The organism is Sphingomonas sp. TREG-RG-20F-R18-01 (assembly GCF_022662475.1).
In the GTDB taxonomy this organism is placed as follows: domain Bacteria; phylum Pseudomonadota; class Alphaproteobacteria; order Sphingomonadales; family Sphingomonadaceae; genus Sphingomonas.
Map to the genome: position 1 here is coordinate 594,424 of NZ_JAKNQQ010000002.1, position 14,598 is coordinate 609,021.

Here is a 14,598-nt window from a genome sequence, read left to right on the forward strand (position 1 = left end):
CGTTTCAGGGTCCACCGTCCAACACCGGCTGTCCGCCATTGTAGCGCGGTGGATGCTGAAACGAGTTCAGCATGACGGCAGAAGGGGGGACTGGGCGCGCTCACGCTGCCACGATCCGATAGCCGCGCCCGCGCACCGTTTCGATCAGGTCCGCGCCGATCTTCTTGCGCAGACGCCCCACGATCACCTCGAGCGAGTTCGAATCGGGATCGGCATCGCCCTCATAGATATGCTCCATCAGGTCGAGCCGCTCGACCACCACGCCCTTGCGCAGCATCAGCGTCGACAGCACCCGCCATTCGAGCGCGGTAAGCCGTAGCGGCAGCCCGTCGCGCTCGACCTGCCCGGTCTGCGCGTCGAAGGTGATCGGCCCGCACACGATTCGCGCCGACGCATGCCCGGCCGAGCGGCGCACCAGCGCGCGCAACCGCATCACCAGTTCCTCGATCCGGAACGGCTTGGTCAGATAATCGTCCGCGCCGGCGCGAAACCCGGCGACCTTTTCGGACCAGCCATCGCGCGCGGTAAGGATCAGCACCGGGAGCACGCGCCCGGCCGCACGCCATTCCTCGAGCACGGCGATGCCCGACTTGAGCGGCAAGCCAAGGTCGAGCACCGCCGCGTCATAGCTTTCGGTATCGCCGAGATGTGCGCCATCCTCGCCATTGGCCGCGACGTCGACCGCGAAATGCTCGGCGCGCAGCGCCTTGGCGGTCGCGTCGGCGAGCGCGCTGTCGTCCTCGACCAGCAGGATACGCATTGTGCAGCTCTCTCTCTCGTGCGGTCGGGACCGGATGCCGCAGCAACATTGCGGCTATCTCCCTGCGCTAAACCCAATCTGAACCACAAGGTTCAGTGGGCCGGGGGGACGACTCGGTAGAAGGCTGCATACCAACCGAAGGAGCATGACCATGACCGAAGAAACACACACCGCACCGCGCCGCACGATCTCGACCCGCGGCGCGCTGATCGCCGCCGCGCTGGTCGCGGTCGGCGTCGGCGGCGGCGCGACCGTCGCGCAGATGACCGCACCATCGGTCGAGATGGCGCCGATCAAGCCCGTCGCGATCCGCAGCCTCAGCGATACCGGCAGCGTCGTCACGGTACGCGGCAAGATCGCGGAGACCTATGGCCCGATGTTCATCCTTGCCGATGGCACCGGGCGGACGCTGGTCGAGGGCGGGCGGCAGGTCGACGGAACCGGCCTCGTCGCGGTCGGGCAGACCGTCAGCGTGCAGGGCCGCTACGGCCGCAGCATGCTGCACGCCTCGTTCCTGGTCGGTGCCGATGGCAAGGTCACCGCGCTCCGGCCGATGCCGCCGCGCGGTGGACCGGGTGGGCCGCGTGGCCCGCACGGGCGCGGTGGTCCTGATGGCCCCGGCGGCCCGGGTGGACCGGACGGCCCCGATGGCCCCGGCGCGCAAGATGCCGCACCGCCGCCACCGCCGGCCGCTGCGCCCGGCGCAACCCCGGGGGCGACGCCCGCCGTGGCGCCGGCTGCGCCCGCGGCTGCGCGGACGACCGCAACCGTGACGGCAAGCAAGTAAACGACCGGGCCGCGCGATACCCGCGCGCGGCCCGCCCTTCCCGCGCAGCCTTATCCCGCCTTGCGCGCTGACGCCGGCACGCTCGGCGCGGCGAGCCGTTCCAGATTGAAGGTCTCGGCGAATTCCAGACCCGCGCGGCCATCCGCGGCCCAGCGCAGCTTGGCAGGGAACATCTGGTCCTCGAGCAATTCGATCAGCACATCGAGATCGGTCGATCCCGCATCGACCTCGATCCCCTCGACCATCACGCCGGTCGACGAGATGTTGCGGATCCGTACCTCGCCCGAAACGGCGCCTGCCTGGATCCGCGCGTGGCGCAGCATCGCGGTGCGCGGGTTGCGGGTGATCTGGAAGCCGCTCGCGGTCGCCATCCCGCCGCCCACCGCCAACTGCTGCAGCACGTCCGCCGCGCGCGCGGGCTTGCCATAGACATAGCCCTGGATGTGGCTGCACCCGAGCGCGCGGATCAGCGTGATCTCGTCGCGATTCTCGACCCCCTCGGCCGTGGTGTCCATCCCAAGCGCCTCGGCCAGCGACACGATCGCGCGGATGATCGCGGCGTTGCGATTGCCCGCGATGGTCGCACCCTTGACGAAGCTCTGGTCGATCTTGATCTTGTCGAACGGCGCCTTTTTCAGATAGCCGAGCGACGAATAGCCGGTCCCGAAGTCATCCAGGGCAAGCCGCACGCCACACCCTTTCAGCGTCTTGAACATCTGTTCCGACGCGGCGCTCTCATTGAGGAAGACGCCTTCGGTGATTTCGAGTTCGAGCCGATGCGGCGCGATCCCCGATTTGGCGAGCGCCGAGGTGACGAGCGATGGCAAGGAAGTATTGGCGAACTGGATCGGCGAGACGTTGACCGCGACGCGGACGTCCCCCGGCCATCCCGCCGCCTCGATGCACGCGGTGCGCAATACCCATTCGCCGATCGATTCGATCAGCCCGCAATCCTCGGCGACGGGAACGAACTCGGACGGACTGACCAGTCCGCGCGTCGGATGTTCCCAGCGCAGCAGCGCCTCGTACCCGACGATCCGCTCGGACCGCGTATCGACCACGGGCTGATAGGCGAGGTAGAACTGGTCGCCGACGAGCGCCTGCCGCAGGTCATCCTCGAGCTGCTTGCGGCTCTGCGCGCCCACCAGCAATTCGTCGCGGAAGAAGCGGTGGATGCCACGACCGTCCCCCTTGGCGGCGTAAAGCGCGAGATCGGCGTTGCGGACCAGCGTTTCGGAATCCGCGCCGTCCTGCGGCGCGATCGCAACACCGATCGAGCAGCCGATACTGATCGCCGATCCCTCGATCGAATAGGGTTGCGACAGGTCGAAGATAACGCGGCGGGCAAGGTCGGTCAGATCCTCGCGCGCGGCGTGACCCGGCAGGATCACCTGAAACTCGTCGCCGCCGAGCCGACCGACGAGGCCTGCTTCGCCGATCGTCCGCTGCAGCCGCTGCGCAACCTGCTTGAGCAGGGCGTCGCCCATCTGGTGCCCCAACGTGTCGTTTACTGCCTTGAAACGATCGAGGTCGAGCAGGAACAGGCTGGTCATCCGTTGCGCCGCCGCCGGATGCGCCAGCATCTGGTCGAGCGACAGGCGCAATCGCTGACGGTTCGCAAGCCCGGTCAGACTGTCGAACAGCGCGAGCCGGGTGATTTCGGCATCCGCGCGGCGCCGTTCGGTCAGGTCGCTGCCGCTGCCGACGAATCCCAGGAAGATGCCGTCCTCGTCGAAAATCGGGCGCCCCGACATCGACCACCATCGCTCCAGCTTGGCGCGGCTCGCCGGGCGGACCGAATAATTGGAAAAGGCGGTGCGCGACGACAGGTGAAAGGCGAGTGTCCGCTCGGTCTCGGGTAGCGCGCTGTCCATCCGGAACAGGCGCGACAAGGGCGCACCGATCGCGGGGGCGTCGGGCACGTCGAGTTCCTGGGCGACCTTGGCGGTAAGATAGGTCACCTCGCCCTCGCTGTTGGTCTGCCAGAACCAGCCGCTCGAATGCGTCTCGAATTCGGCGACGAGGCGGGTCGCCATGCGACCCTGCGCCTGGTCGAGGTCCCGCAGCGCGACCGCGCTTCGCTCGAACAGCGCGAGTCGATAGGTCGCGCCGGTCAGCGTCAGCAGCACCAGCAGGCCGATCCACCAGGCAATCCCGAAAAAGTCCTGCACCGCCAGCGTCGCCAGCAGGCCCACGCCGAACCCGATCGTTGCGGCGCGCACCGGATACAGTGCGATGACCATCACGATCATCGCGGCAATGGTGGTGGCGGAACTGGCCATGCGCAATGGCCCGGGCGGCAGCAGGTCGGTCGCAAACAGCAGGGCGAGCACCGCGGCCGCGCCGATTGCGCCAAGCAGCGTCGCGAGCCGGACCTTCACGTGCGGCGGCCAGCGACGCGCCGCATCGTGGCGCAACGTCGCGAGCAGTACCGTCCCCGATGCGGTTATGGCGATTCCGCTGGCGATGGCGACGATCAGTACGCCGGTCGCACCCCTGTCCCACGCGGTCCACGCGACCAGTAGCGGTGCTGCAACCGCGACGGTCACCGCGAACGGCCAGGTGGCGCAGAGCTGCCGCAATTGTTGGCGCAAGGCGTCGCGGTGCCCCTCGGACTCGGTCGTGCTGGGCGACAGGTCGGTCCACAGCGCCGCAAATGCGACGCCGAGTGCGCGAAAGGGGGTTATACTGATACGCATCAAGGTGTCTCTACCCGACGATCCTTGCATTTTGCCTTGCAGGAGGTGGTTAACGAAGTCGGTCGCGCGGCGCGGGCGGCTTGGCGACGGGCTTTTCGCGGCATAAGGCAGGGCAAACGCCAGTACGGGAAGCGCTTATGTCCACGATTATCCGCGAAGCCGACATGATCGAAAGCGTCGCCGACGCGCTGCAATTCATCAGTTTCTATCACCCGATGGATTATATCCGCGCGCTCGGCGCGGCGTATGAGGCGGAGCAGGGCCCCGCCGCAAAGGACGCGATCGCACAGATCCTGACCAACTCGCGGATGTGTGCGGAGGGGCATCGCCCGATCTGCCAGGACACCGGGATCGTCAACGTCTTCATTAAATGGGGGATGGACTGCCGGCTCGACGACACCAGCCGCTCGCTCCAGCAGGTCGTCGACGAGGGCGTCCGGCTTGCGTACCTCAACCCCGAGAACAAGCTGCGTGCATCGATCCTCGCGGACCCCGCCTTCACGCGCCGCAACACCAAGGACAACACGCCGTCGGTGCTCCACGTCGAGCTGGTCCCGGGGTCGCGCGTCTCGGTGGACGTCGCGGCGAAGGGCGGCGGTAGCGAGAACAAGTCCAAGTTCAAGATGATGAACCCGAGCGACTCGATCGTCGACTGGGTGCTCGAGATGCTCCCGCAGATGGGCGCGGGCTGGTGCCCGCCGGGGATGCTCGGGATCGGTATCGGCGGGACTGCTGAGCATTGCATGTTGCTCGCCAAGCAGGCGCTGATGGAGCCGATCGACATGGGGCCGCTCAAGGCACGCGGACCGAAGACTGACATCGAGGCGCTGCGGATCGAGATCTTCGACAAGGTCAACGCGCTCGGCATCGGCGCGCAGGGGCTGGGCGGGCTTTCGACCATCCTCGACGTCAAGATCATGGACGCGCCGTGCCACGCCGCGGGCAAGCCGGTCGCGATGATCCCCAATTGCGCCGCGACGCGCCACGCGCATTTCACGCTCGACGGCAGCGGGCCGGCGTATCTCGAGACGCCGAAGCTCGACGAGTGGCCCGACGTCCACTGGGTGCCCGACCAGGCCGCGATCCGGGTCGATCTCGACACGCTGACGCCGGCCGACGTGCAGGGCTGGAAGCAGGGCGACCGGCTGCTGCTCAACGGCAAGATGCTCACCGGCCGCGATGCCGCGCACAAGCGGATCAAGGACATGCTTGACGCGGGCGAACCGCTGCCGGTCGAGTTCAAGGGCCGCGTGATCTATTATGTCGGGCCGGTCGATCCGGTCGGAGAGGAAGTGGTCGGCCCGGCTGGCCCCACCACCGCGACGCGGATGGACAAGTTCACGCGGATGATGCTCGACCAGGGGCTGCTCGCCATGGTCGGCAAGGCCGAGCGCGGGCCGGATGCGACCAAGGCGATCGCCGAGCGCAAATCGGCCTATCTGATGGCGGTCGGCGGCGCGGCGTATCTCGTCGCGCGCGCGATCAAGGGCTCGAAGGTCGTCGGGTTCGAGGACCTCGGGATGGAAGCGATCTACGAGTTCGAGGTGGTCGATTTCCCGGTGACGGTCGCGGTCGATTCGTCAGGCGCAAACGTCCACCAGCTCGCGCCGCTGGTGTGGAAGGAGAAGATCGCGCGGGAGGGGTTGTTGCCGGCGTGATGCCTTGGCTGGGCAGGGACGGTTTCCGGTAATCTCGTCACCCCGGCGAAGGCCGGGGCCGCCACGTTATGGTTTGGCTCCCTCGATCACATGTCATCCGCGACAACCTCGCGGCCCCGGCCTTCGCCGGGGTGACGGGGATAGGGAGAAGCGGTAAAACCCGACCATGGCATCGCGGGGGCGGGGCGTGGGGGGCTATACCTATATCATGACCAATCGGCCGTTCGGTGTGCTGTACATCGGCGTCACGGCAGACCTGTTGCGGATTCGGGCGCATCGGGAGGGGCGGGGGGCTGCATTCGCCATGAAGTGGGACTGTAAACGGCTCGTGCTGGTCGAGCTGCATGACCGGATCGAGGACGCAATCCTGCGCGAGAAGCGGCTGAAGAACTGGAACCGTGCCTGGAAGTGCCGACTGATCGCCGAGGCGAACCCGAACTGGGATGATCTGTGGGATACGCTGCACAAATGACCGTCACCCCGGCGAAGGCCGGGGCCGCCATGTTGACTCGGACGACGTGTGATCGAGGTCGCGAACCATAACGTGGCGGCCCCGGCCTTCGCCGGGGTGACGGATCGACCAAGCCTGGCGATAGTTAAGGACTGCACTTCATCATCCCGCCCCTCCCTTTGCAAAGGCCTGCCCTTGACCCTTCGAAGCGCCGCGAAAAGCATCGGCACGGCCCTTCTGTGGATCGTCATCCTGCTGTGCCTCGCGCTGACGATCGTACCGCGCTTTCTCGACGCGCGTTATTATCGCGGCGCGGCGGGCGGGCATTTCGACGGGCAGCGTTTCTATAATCCGGACGGCGAGCAGGACGAGATGGCCGGCAACCGCGCCGGCTTCCTGTGGCGTTACCTGACGGGCAGCGACGGACGCCCGAAATGGCCCGACCACGTCGCGATCCATCCGGTCGCACCGCCGCAGCATGTCGCGGGGCAGGCGATGGTCGCGACCTGGGTCGGGCATGCCACGGTGCTGGTCCAGACGCAGGGGCTCAACATTCTGACCGATCCGGTGTGGAGCAAGACCGCGGGGCCGCTCGGCATCGGGCCGGCGCGGGTCGTCAAACCGGGGATCGCGTTCGGAAAGCTGCCGAAGATCGATGTCGTGCTGATCAGTCACGATCATTACGACCATCTCGATCTCGCGACGCTTAAACGGCTGTGGACGCGCGATCATCCGCTGATCGTCACCAGCCTGGGTAATGACAGCGTGATCCGGCAAGCGGGCGTTCCGTCGCATGCGCTCGACTGGGGCGGGCGGATTGCGGTCAAGCCCGGGGTCGACGTGATCGTGACGCGCAACCATCACTGGGGCAGCCGCTGGTTCGCGGATCGCAACCGCGCCTTGTGGTCGGCGTTCGTGGTGCGGTTGGCGGGCGGCAACGTGTTTTTCGCGGGCGATACCGGGCCGGGTGACCTGACCTGGGCGAATGCGGCGGCAAGCTATGGGCCGGTGCGGCTCGCGCTGCTCCCGATCGGCGCGTTCCGCTTCGCGCCGGGGCAGATGGTGTCGGGGAGCCATATCGGGCCGATCGACGCTGCCGAAGTCTATCGCCGGTTGGGCGCGTCGACGGGGATCGGGATCCACTGGGGGACGTTCCATCTGTCGTCCGAAGCGTATGATACGCCGCCGCGGTTGCTCGCGGGGGTGACACGGGCGGCGGGGGTGCTGGGGTTCGGGACGGTGCCGCTTGGGGAACCTCGGGTGATTGCGCCGTATGTTGGGCGTGTGCCTGTTGCTCCGATCGACCGAATCGAGATTGTCGAGCGTCTGCCGGCGGCGGTGCGGACGTTGCCCTGACGTCTTGTTTTCTAGCGAAGGCGAGCCCCCTCCCGTCCCCCCGGCGAAGGCCGGGGCCACCATGTTGCGTGGCGTGCCCGGCGATACAGCATTCCGTCGTCCCGCCGCGCCAGGCTAACCGGACGGCCCCGGCCTTCGCCGGGGTGACGGAGGGGGGGCGCCGTTCGTGTCCGTGTCAGTTCTTCACCGCCGGGGTCGCCGGCGGCGTAATGTCACCGGCCTTGCACGGTCCGCTGCGGACGGCGTGGACGCGCATTTCCATCACGCCTTCCGCCACGCCCTTGGCGTCGAAGCCTTCCGACTTCATCGTCATGTCGCGGTCGCCGGTCGCGTTGGTGCCGGTGACGCTGAGCTTGACCGTCCCGCCGCCCTCCTGCGGGCAGACCGCGCTGAGCCCGACCGTCGCGCCGGTCTCGTCGCGTTTGCCGATCTTGCAGTTCTTCCCGCGCGGCCCGATCTGCTCCATCGTCTGTGCGAGATCCTCCTTGGCGGCCGCCTCGGGGGTCAGGCAGATCGCCATGCCCGCCATCGCGTCGAACATCGCTTGCATCTGCGCCTTGACCTGCGGGGTCGCGCCCTTGCCCTCGAGACGGAGGATCTGGACCTTTTGCGTCCAGCTGCCGGGTTCACGCTTGATCACCTGCTCGGGCGAGCACGCCGCGACCGCGAGGATCGGGAGCGCGAGCGTCGCTATACGATGAAACGCCATGATATTTCCCCCGGGAAAGCCGCACGCGACCGACCGGCCGGGCACGATTGTCTGTTGCCGCATCCCTTCCCATATTGCTGCGTGATGGCAATCCAGATTCGCACCACGCTCGATGAACCCGAAACCGGGGTCAGCTTCGTCCCCCACCGCCCGGCGCGTCCGCCCAAGGCGGAAGGGGGCAAAAAGTTCAAGCTCGTCTCGGACTATACCGCGGCGGGCGACCAGCCAACCGCGATCGCCGAGCTCGTCGCGCAGACCGAGGCGGGCGAGCGCGACCAGGTGCTGTTGGGCGTCACCGGCTCGGGCAAGACCTTCACCATGGCGAAGGTGATCGAGGCGGTGCAGCGTCCGGCGCTCATTCTGGCGCCAAACAAGATCCTCGCAGCGCAGCTTTACGGCGAAATGAAGTCGTTTTTCCCCGAAAATGCGGTGGAATACTTCGTTAGTTACTACGATTACTACCAGCCCGAAGCGTATGTCGCGCGGTCTGACACGTATATCGAGAAAGAGAGCTCGACCAACGAGGCGATCGACCGGATGCGCCATGCCGCGACCCGCTCGCTGCTCGAGCGTGACGACGTGATCATCGTCGCGTCGGTGTCGTGCCTGTACGGCATCGGTTCGGTCGAGACCTATTCGGCGATGATCTTCGATCTCAAGAAGGGCCAGACCGTCGACCAGCGCGAGATCGTCCGCAAGCTCGTCGCGCTCCAGTACAAGCGCAACGACGCGGCGTTCCAGCGCGGCAATTTCCGCGTGCGCGGCGATGCGCTCGAGATCTTCCCGTCGCATTATGACGACACCGCGTGGCGCGTGTCGTTCTTCGGCGACGAGATCGAGGATATCGTCGAATTCGATCCGCTGACCGGCAAGAAGGTCGCGAGCCTCGGCTACATCCGGATCTACGCCAATTCGCATTATGTGACGCCGGGGCCGACGCTCAAGCAGGCGATGGAAGCGATCAAGTTCGAGCTTTCGGAGCGGCTCAAGGAGCTGGTGCCCGAGGGCAAGTTGCTCGAGGCGCAGCGGCTCGAGCAGCGCACCAACTTCGATCTCGAGATGATCGCGGCGACCGGGTCCTGCGCCGGAATCGAGAATTACTCGCGCTTCCTCACCGGGCGGATGCCGGGCGAGCCGCCCCCCACGCTGTTCGAATATCTGCCTGAGAATTCGCTGCTGTTCGTCGACGAGAGCCACCAGACGATCGGCCAGATCAACGGCATGTCGCGCGGCGATCACCGTCGCAAGCTGACGCTCGCCGAATATGGCTTTCGTCTGCCGTCGGCGATCGACAACCGGCCGCTGCGCTTCAACGAATGGGAGGCGATGCGCCCGCAGACGACCTATGTCTCGGCGACGCCGGGGGCTTGGGAAATGGAGCAGACCGGCGGCGTGTTCGCCGAGCAGGTCATTCGCCCGACCGGGCTGATCGATCCGCCCATCGAGATCAAGCCGGTCGAGGAGCAGGTGCAGGACCTGATCGTCGAGGCGCGCAAGACCGCCGAGCTCGGCTATCGTACCCTTGTGACGACGCTGACCAAGCGGATGGCGGAGGATCTGACCGAATTCATGCACGAGGCGGGCTTGAAGGTCCGATACATGCACAGCGACGTCGAGACGCTGGAGCGTATCGAGCTGATCCGCGACTTGCGGCTTGGGGTGTATGACGTGCTGATCGGGATCAACCTGTTGCGCGAGGGGCTCGATATCCCCGAATGCGGGCTGGTCGCGATCCTCGATGCGGACAAGGAAGGCTTCCTGCGCTCCGAAACCTCGCTGATCCAGACGATCGGTCGCGCGGCGCGCAACGTCGACGGGCGCGTGATCCTGTATGCCGACCGCATCACCGGCTCGATGGAGCGCGCGATGAACGAGACCGAGCGCCGTCGCGAAAAGCAGCGCGCGTATAACGAGGAACACGGTATCACGCCGACGACGATCAAGCGCAACATCGGCGACATCATCCAGGACGTGTCGAGCCGCGATCAGGTCACCGTGGAAATCGACGAGGACCGGCCGCACATGGTCGGCCACAACCTGCGCGCGTATATCGAGGATCTCGAGAAGAAGATGCGCGCGGCGGCGGCGGATCTGGAGTTCGAGACCGCCGGGCGGCTGCGCGACGAGATCCGGCAGCTCGAGCAGGAAGAGCTCGGGCTTCCGGTCGAGCAGCAGAAGTTGCCGATCATGGGGCGCTCGAACGAGGGCAAGCCGGGGACGCGCAAGACGCGCTATGGCAAGAGCCAGAAGATGCGGGCTGGAATGGCGGGGAGTTCGCGACGGGCGCGGTGATTAGAGGGTTCGAAGTTCGCGCGAAGTCGACGGTTGCCACGGATGACGCGGCGTAAGATCGCTTGCGAGGCTATCGAACGGACCCTTATAAACGAAATCTTGGCGTGAGTTTTGCCGTGTCCGACGGAGACGACGCCATGATAAGAACTTTCGCTTCAGCTGATGCCGAGCGTATATGGAACCGGGAATTCAGCCGCCGACTGCCGCCCGAGATTCAGCTACGAGCCATGCGCCGTTTGACGCTGCTAGATTCTGCAAATTCGTTGGAAGAACTTGGAAATCTACGCGGAAACCGGCTGCATCGCCTTACCGGCGATCGCGCCGGGCAGCATTCCATTTCCATCAATGACCAATGGCGTATATGCTTCGTCTGGAAGAACGGAGACGCATATGACGTCGCAATCGTTGACTATCACTGATCCGGACTGGCTTGAAAACGAACACGCCGGGCAATTGCTGGTAAGCGAATTTTTGGAGCCCGAAGCGCTCAGCGTTGAAAGGCTGGCCACTGCTATCGAGGTAAGCCCGGAGCGGATCACCGCCGTGATAGACGGTACGTGCCCGATGGACGCAGAATTGGATCTGCGTCTCGCGCGCTATTTCAGGATGTCCGAAGGATTCTTCCTGCGATTGCAAGATCGCTACGAAATCGTCGAGGCCAAGCGCGCCCTCAATGGCGCGCTTGACCGGATCGTCCCCCGCGCGGCTTAACCGACCGAAAGGTCCTCGCTCGCCACGTCGTAATATTTCGACACGCGATCGGCATAGGCCTGGTCGAATGCCGGTGCGTTGCTGGCCCAGCTCGGGCCGCCTTCAAGGACGCGGCGGTCGATCGTCACGATATAGGTGTCGTTGACCGGGTCGAACTGGAGCAGCGAGAAGGGCAGCGGGTAGAACGCCTTGCCCATGCCCAAGAAGCCGCCGATCGTCAGCACCGCGTAGATCGTCTGGCCGCTGCGCTTGTTGACCATCAACGAGAAGACCGAACCGATCTTGTCGCCGTCGCGGCTGCGCACCTGCATGGTGTCGCTCTTGTTGGACTGGAGCAGCAGCTGGGTCGGTTCGGTTTGTGACATGGATCAATCCCTACAGTTCGCGGGCGTAACGGCGCTAGGGTGCTCCCGGTTCCGCGTGGCTTTGAGGTTGGACGGGTTGAAAACGCGGGGCGGCGCGGGCGTTGCGGTTGAGCGGGCGGCGCGCATCGCGCATAGACCGCGGATGCGTAACACTATCCCCTTGGTTGCACTGGTGGTTCTCGCGGGGTGCGTGGCCAAGCCCGTCGCGCCACGCCCGGCGCCGGCACCCGTCGCCCGACCCGCCGTGGTTCCCCGTCCCGTGCCGCCAGCCAGCACCGACTGGCGCGACTGGCCGGTCACGACGGGCGATTGGGTGTATCGCCAGGAGCAGGGCGGATCGACTGCGCTGTTCGGGGCGACCGGCGCCAACGCCGTGCTGACCCTGCACTGCGACGCGGCGAGCGGAACACTCTATCTGTCGCGGCAAGGGGCGGGCGGTACGCCGCTCACCGTGCGGACGTCGTCGATCGCGCGAAGCTTGCCGGTCCAGCCGACCAGCGCTGGCCCGCTTGGCGCGCCCACTTATGTCGCCGCCCGCTTGACTGCGCGGGATCCGTTGCTCGACGCGATGGTGTTCAGTCGTGGGCGTTTTATCGTGGAACAGGCGGGCGCTGCGACGCTGGTCGTGCCCGCCTGGGCCGAAATCGCACGGGTCACGGAGGATTGCCGTCGCTGATCGGATGCCGCTGCCGGCATGCTTCGGGCAGGCGGAGGAGAATCGGTGATTCTCGCGAACATTACAAGACTTGTTTCGCAAAAATATATGATTCAAACACGAGTCGTGACCACCGCAGGTCACGCCGTTTCAACTAGCGAAAGGAGGTGATCCGATGTCTCATGGTTCAGCAAAGGGGTCGGTTCAGTTCGTTCGGGGGACGCACCGCTAGGCCTTTGGGGGAAACCCCTTCGATCGTGGGCACGGGGGGTATCTTCCCCCATACAACGTAGCCGCCGCATCGAGGTACTAGTGGTTCGCATGGTCTCCCAAGCTGGAGCTTCCGGCCGCTGACCATGTCAGGAGGTTGCCGGGGTGTCGTGAAGACCCCCGGCAGCCTCTTTTCATTTCTGGCGCGGCACTGCGCGACAGCCGCTTGTTGTGCGGCAGACAATCCAGCATGATCAGCCTCTTCGAAGATCAAGAGGGGATGACGGGCAATGAGGATGCGGGCGGTAGTCGCGGCGTTGGTGATGAGTCCGGCGGCGCTGCCGGCGCAGCAGCCGGGCCCCATCATCGAGGAACAGTCGATCGACGCGCTGCGGGCGCAGATGGCGCAGGGGGCGAGCAGCGTCGCCATTACCCAGGCCTATCTCGCCAGGATCGCCGCGATCGACCGGACCGGCCCGACGCTGCGCGCGGTCATCGCGACCAACCCCGATGCGCTCGCCCAGGCGAAGGCAAGCGACGCCCGCCGCAGGGCCGGCAAGCCGCTCGGCCCGCTCGATGGTATCCCGGTCCTGATCAAGGACAATATCGAAACCAAGGATCCGATCGCGACGACCGCGGGCAGCCTTGCGCTCAAGGACAATGTCACCGGCCGGGATGCGCCGGTGGTGGCCGCCCTGCGCCGGCAGGGCGCAGTAATCCTCGGCAAGACCAACCTCAGCGAATGGGCCAACATTCGCTCGACTCATTCGATCAGCGGGTGGAGCGCGGTCGGAGGGCTGGTGCGCAACCCCTATGCGCTCGACCGGACGTCGTGCGGCTCGTCGAGCGGATCGGGCGCGGCGGTCGCGGCGAGCCTCGCGGCCGTCGCGATCGGGACCGAGACCGACGGATCGGTCGTCTGCCCATCGTCGATGAACGGGCTGGTCGGCCTGAAGCCGACGCTCGGCATGGTCAGCCGGACGCATGTCGTCCCGATCAGCCATAGCCAGGATACGCCCGGGCCGATGGCCCGGAGGGTGCGCGACGCGGCGCTGCTGTTCAACGCGATGGTCGGGGTCGATCCGGACGACGCGGCGACCCGCGAGAGCAAGGCGCACATCCACGATTTCGTCGCCCCGCTCGCCACCGCGTCCTTGTCGGGCGTCCGCGTTGCCGTGCTCCGCCCCGACATGCCCGAGATGCTGAAGACGCGCTATGAAGCCTCGCTGGCGGTGCTGAAGGCACAGGGCGCGGTGCTGGTCGATGTCGACAGCCCGAAGCTCGATGGGCTGGGCGATGCCGAATCGCTGGTGCTGCAGACCGAACTCAAGGCGGATCTCGACGCCTATCTCACGACGACGCCGAAAACGGTCCAGACCCGGACGCTGGACCAGGTGATCGCGTTCGACTCCGCCAATGCCGCCACCGAAATGCCGTTCTTCCTGCAGGAGACGTTCCTTGCGGCCGCCAAGACGCGGGGGTTGGCCGACGCCGAATATCTCGGCGCGCGAGCCAAGTCGCTGCGACTGTCGCGGACCGAGGGGATCGACGCGCTGCTCGCCAAGGCGCAGGCCACGCTGATCGTCGCCCCGACTTACGGCATGCCGTGGCTGTCCGACACGGTCTATGGCGACACATTCAACGGACCGAGCGCAAGCGAACTACCGGCGATCTCGGGCTATCCGCATCTGACCGTGCCGATGGGCCTGGTGCGTGGGGTTCCGGTCGGGTTGTCGTTCATTGCGACGCGCTGGGGCGACCAGACCGTGCTCAACGCGGGCTATGTGTTCGAACAGGCGGCCAAGGCGCGCGTCGCGCCGCGCTATCTTGCGACGACCGATGCCGGGCCGGGGCTGGCCGGCACGCGGTAGGGCGCTGCGGGGGGACCGCGCCGACCGGTGTGCGGCCAAGCGGCGGCCAACCCGATCCGTCCGTTCGTCCGCTT

Annotated in this window: 13 protein-coding genes; 9 read left to right on the forward strand and 4 right to left on the reverse strand. The window is 66.2% G+C overall.

What is annotated here, in order from left to right; translation table 11 throughout:
• Nucleotides 1-100 precede the first annotated feature (100 nt).
• Complete coding sequence (locus tag L8K25_RS08320) at nucleotides 101-760, reverse strand: response regulator transcription factor (protein WP_242138411.1); 660 nt, start codon at nucleotides 758-760, stop codon at nucleotides 101-103.
• Between the two features lie 151 nt (nucleotides 761-911).
• Here L8K25_RS08320 and L8K25_RS08325 point away from each other — a divergent pair, with 151 nt between their 5' ends.
• Nucleotides 912-1,547, forward strand: coding sequence for a hypothetical protein (locus tag L8K25_RS08325; RefSeq protein WP_242138412.1), 636 nt, complete (start codon nucleotides 912-914; stop codon nucleotides 1,545-1,547).
• Nucleotides 1,548-1,597: 50 nt separating this feature from the next.
• Here L8K25_RS08325 and L8K25_RS08330 read toward each other — a convergent pair whose 3' ends face one another.
• Nucleotides 1,598-4,246, reverse strand: a complete 2,649-nt coding sequence (locus L8K25_RS08330; RefSeq protein ID WP_242138413.1) for an EAL domain-containing protein — start codon at nucleotides 4,244-4,246, stop codon at nucleotides 1,598-1,600.
• A gap of 137 nt (nucleotides 4,247-4,383) precedes the next feature.
• Here L8K25_RS08330 and L8K25_RS08335 point away from each other — a divergent pair, with 137 nt between their 5' ends.
• The 3 genes from L8K25_RS08335 to L8K25_RS08345 all read left to right on the forward strand — a co-directional run bounded on the left by L8K25_RS08335 (nucleotide 4,384) and on the right by L8K25_RS08345 (nucleotide 7,711).
• Complete coding sequence (locus L8K25_RS08335; protein ID WP_242138414.1) at nucleotides 4,384-5,904, forward strand: fumarate hydratase; 1,521 nt, start codon at nucleotides 4,384-4,386, stop codon at nucleotides 5,902-5,904.
• Nucleotides 5,905-6,070: 166 nt separating this feature from the next.
• On the forward strand, nucleotides 6,071-6,376 hold the full coding sequence (locus L8K25_RS08340; RefSeq protein ID WP_242138415.1) for a GIY-YIG nuclease family protein: 306 nt from the start codon (nucleotides 6,071-6,073) through the stop codon (nucleotides 6,374-6,376).
• 174 nt (nucleotides 6,377-6,550) lie between these two features.
• A complete protein-coding gene (locus L8K25_RS08345) occupies nucleotides 6,551-7,711 on the forward strand; it encodes an MBL fold metallo-hydrolase (RefSeq protein ID WP_242138416.1) in 1,161 nt (386 codons plus the stop codon).
• Between the two features lie 175 nt (nucleotides 7,712-7,886).
• On the opposite strand, the gene L8K25_RS08350 is transcribed toward L8K25_RS08345, so the two are convergent.
• A complete protein-coding gene (locus tag L8K25_RS08350) occupies nucleotides 7,887-8,420 on the reverse strand; it encodes a DUF3617 family protein (RefSeq protein WP_242138417.1) in 534 nt (177 codons plus the stop codon).
• A gap of 84 nt (nucleotides 8,421-8,504) precedes the next feature.
• Between L8K25_RS08350 and uvrB the strand changes: the two genes are divergently transcribed.
• From uvrB to L8K25_RS08365, 3 genes are all read left to right on the forward strand, one after another.
• On the forward strand, nucleotides 8,505-10,712 hold the full coding sequence (uvrB, locus tag L8K25_RS08355; protein WP_242138418.1) for an excinuclease ABC subunit UvrB: 2,208 nt from the start codon (nucleotides 8,505-8,507) through the stop codon (nucleotides 10,710-10,712).
• Nucleotides 10,713-10,849: 137 nt separating this feature from the next.
• A complete protein-coding gene (locus L8K25_RS08360; RefSeq protein ID WP_242138745.1) occupies nucleotides 10,850-11,131 on the forward strand; it encodes a type II toxin-antitoxin system RelE/ParE family toxin in 282 nt (93 codons plus the stop codon).
• On the forward strand, nucleotides 11,103-11,423 hold the full coding sequence (locus tag L8K25_RS08365) for a HigA family addiction module antitoxin (protein WP_347272076.1): 321 nt from the start codon (nucleotides 11,103-11,105) through the stop codon (nucleotides 11,421-11,423). The genes L8K25_RS08360 and L8K25_RS08365 overlap by 29 nt, the downstream gene beginning before the upstream one ends.
• Here L8K25_RS08365 and L8K25_RS08370 read toward each other — a convergent pair.
• Nucleotides 11,420-11,788 (reverse strand): PRC-barrel domain-containing protein, encoded by a 369-nt coding sequence (locus tag L8K25_RS08370; RefSeq protein WP_242138419.1) that lies wholly within the window; start codon nucleotides 11,786-11,788, stop codon nucleotides 11,420-11,422. The two genes, L8K25_RS08365 and L8K25_RS08370, sit on opposite strands and share 4 nt — an antisense overlap.
• A 142-nt stretch (nucleotides 11,789-11,930) precedes the next feature.
• Here L8K25_RS08370 and L8K25_RS08375 point away from each other — a divergent pair, with 142 nt between their 5' ends.
• Together L8K25_RS08375 and L8K25_RS08380 are read left to right on the forward strand one after the other, a co-directional pair.
• Nucleotides 11,931-12,464 (forward strand): hypothetical protein, encoded by a 534-nt coding sequence (locus L8K25_RS08375; RefSeq protein WP_242138420.1) that lies wholly within the window; start codon nucleotides 11,931-11,933, stop codon nucleotides 12,462-12,464.
• Between the two features lie 485 nt (nucleotides 12,465-12,949).
• Nucleotides 12,950-14,524: an amidase gene (locus tag L8K25_RS08380; RefSeq protein WP_242138747.1), complete on the forward strand. Its 1,575-nt coding sequence runs from the start codon at nucleotides 12,950-12,952 to the stop codon at nucleotides 14,522-14,524.
• Nucleotides 14,525-14,598 lie beyond the last annotated feature (74 nt).

Coding starts and splice junctions, on each gene's coding strand:
- L8K25_RS08380 (WP_242138747.1), top strand. CDS start 12,950: ATGCGGGCGGTAGTCGCGGCGTTGGTGATGAGTCCGGCGGCGCTGCCG.
- L8K25_RS08330 (WP_242138413.1), bottom strand. CDS start 4,246: ATGCGTATCAGTATAACCCCCTTTCGCGCACTCGGCGTCGCATTTGCG.
- L8K25_RS08360 (WP_242138745.1), top strand. CDS start 10,850: ATGATAAGAACTTTCGCTTCAGCTGATGCCGAGCGTATATGGAACCGG.
- L8K25_RS08370 (WP_242138419.1), bottom strand. CDS start 11,788: ATGTCACAAACCGAACCGACCCAGCTGCTGCTCCAGTCCAACAAGAGC.
- L8K25_RS08350 (WP_242138417.1), bottom strand. CDS start 8,420: ATGGCGTTTCATCGTATAGCGACGCTCGCGCTCCCGATCCTCGCGGTC.
- L8K25_RS08340 (WP_242138415.1), top strand. CDS start 6,071: ATGGCATCGCGGGGGCGGGGCGTGGGGGGCTATACCTATATCATGACC.
- L8K25_RS08325 (WP_242138412.1), top strand. CDS start 912: ATGACCGAAGAAACACACACCGCACCGCGCCGCACGATCTCGACCCGC.
- uvrB (WP_242138418.1), top strand. CDS start 8,505: ATGGCAATCCAGATTCGCACCACGCTCGATGAACCCGAAACCGGGGTC.
- L8K25_RS08365 (WP_347272076.1), top strand. CDS start 11,103: ATGACGTCGCAATCGTTGACTATCACTGATCCGGACTGGCTTGAAAAC.
- L8K25_RS08335 (WP_242138414.1), top strand. CDS start 4,384: ATGTCCACGATTATCCGCGAAGCCGACATGATCGAAAGCGTCGCCGAC.
- L8K25_RS08375 (WP_242138420.1), top strand. CDS start 11,931: ATGCGTAACACTATCCCCTTGGTTGCACTGGTGGTTCTCGCGGGGTGC.
- L8K25_RS08320 (WP_242138411.1), bottom strand. CDS start 760: ATGCGTATCCTGCTGGTCGAGGACGACAGCGCGCTCGCCGACGCGACC.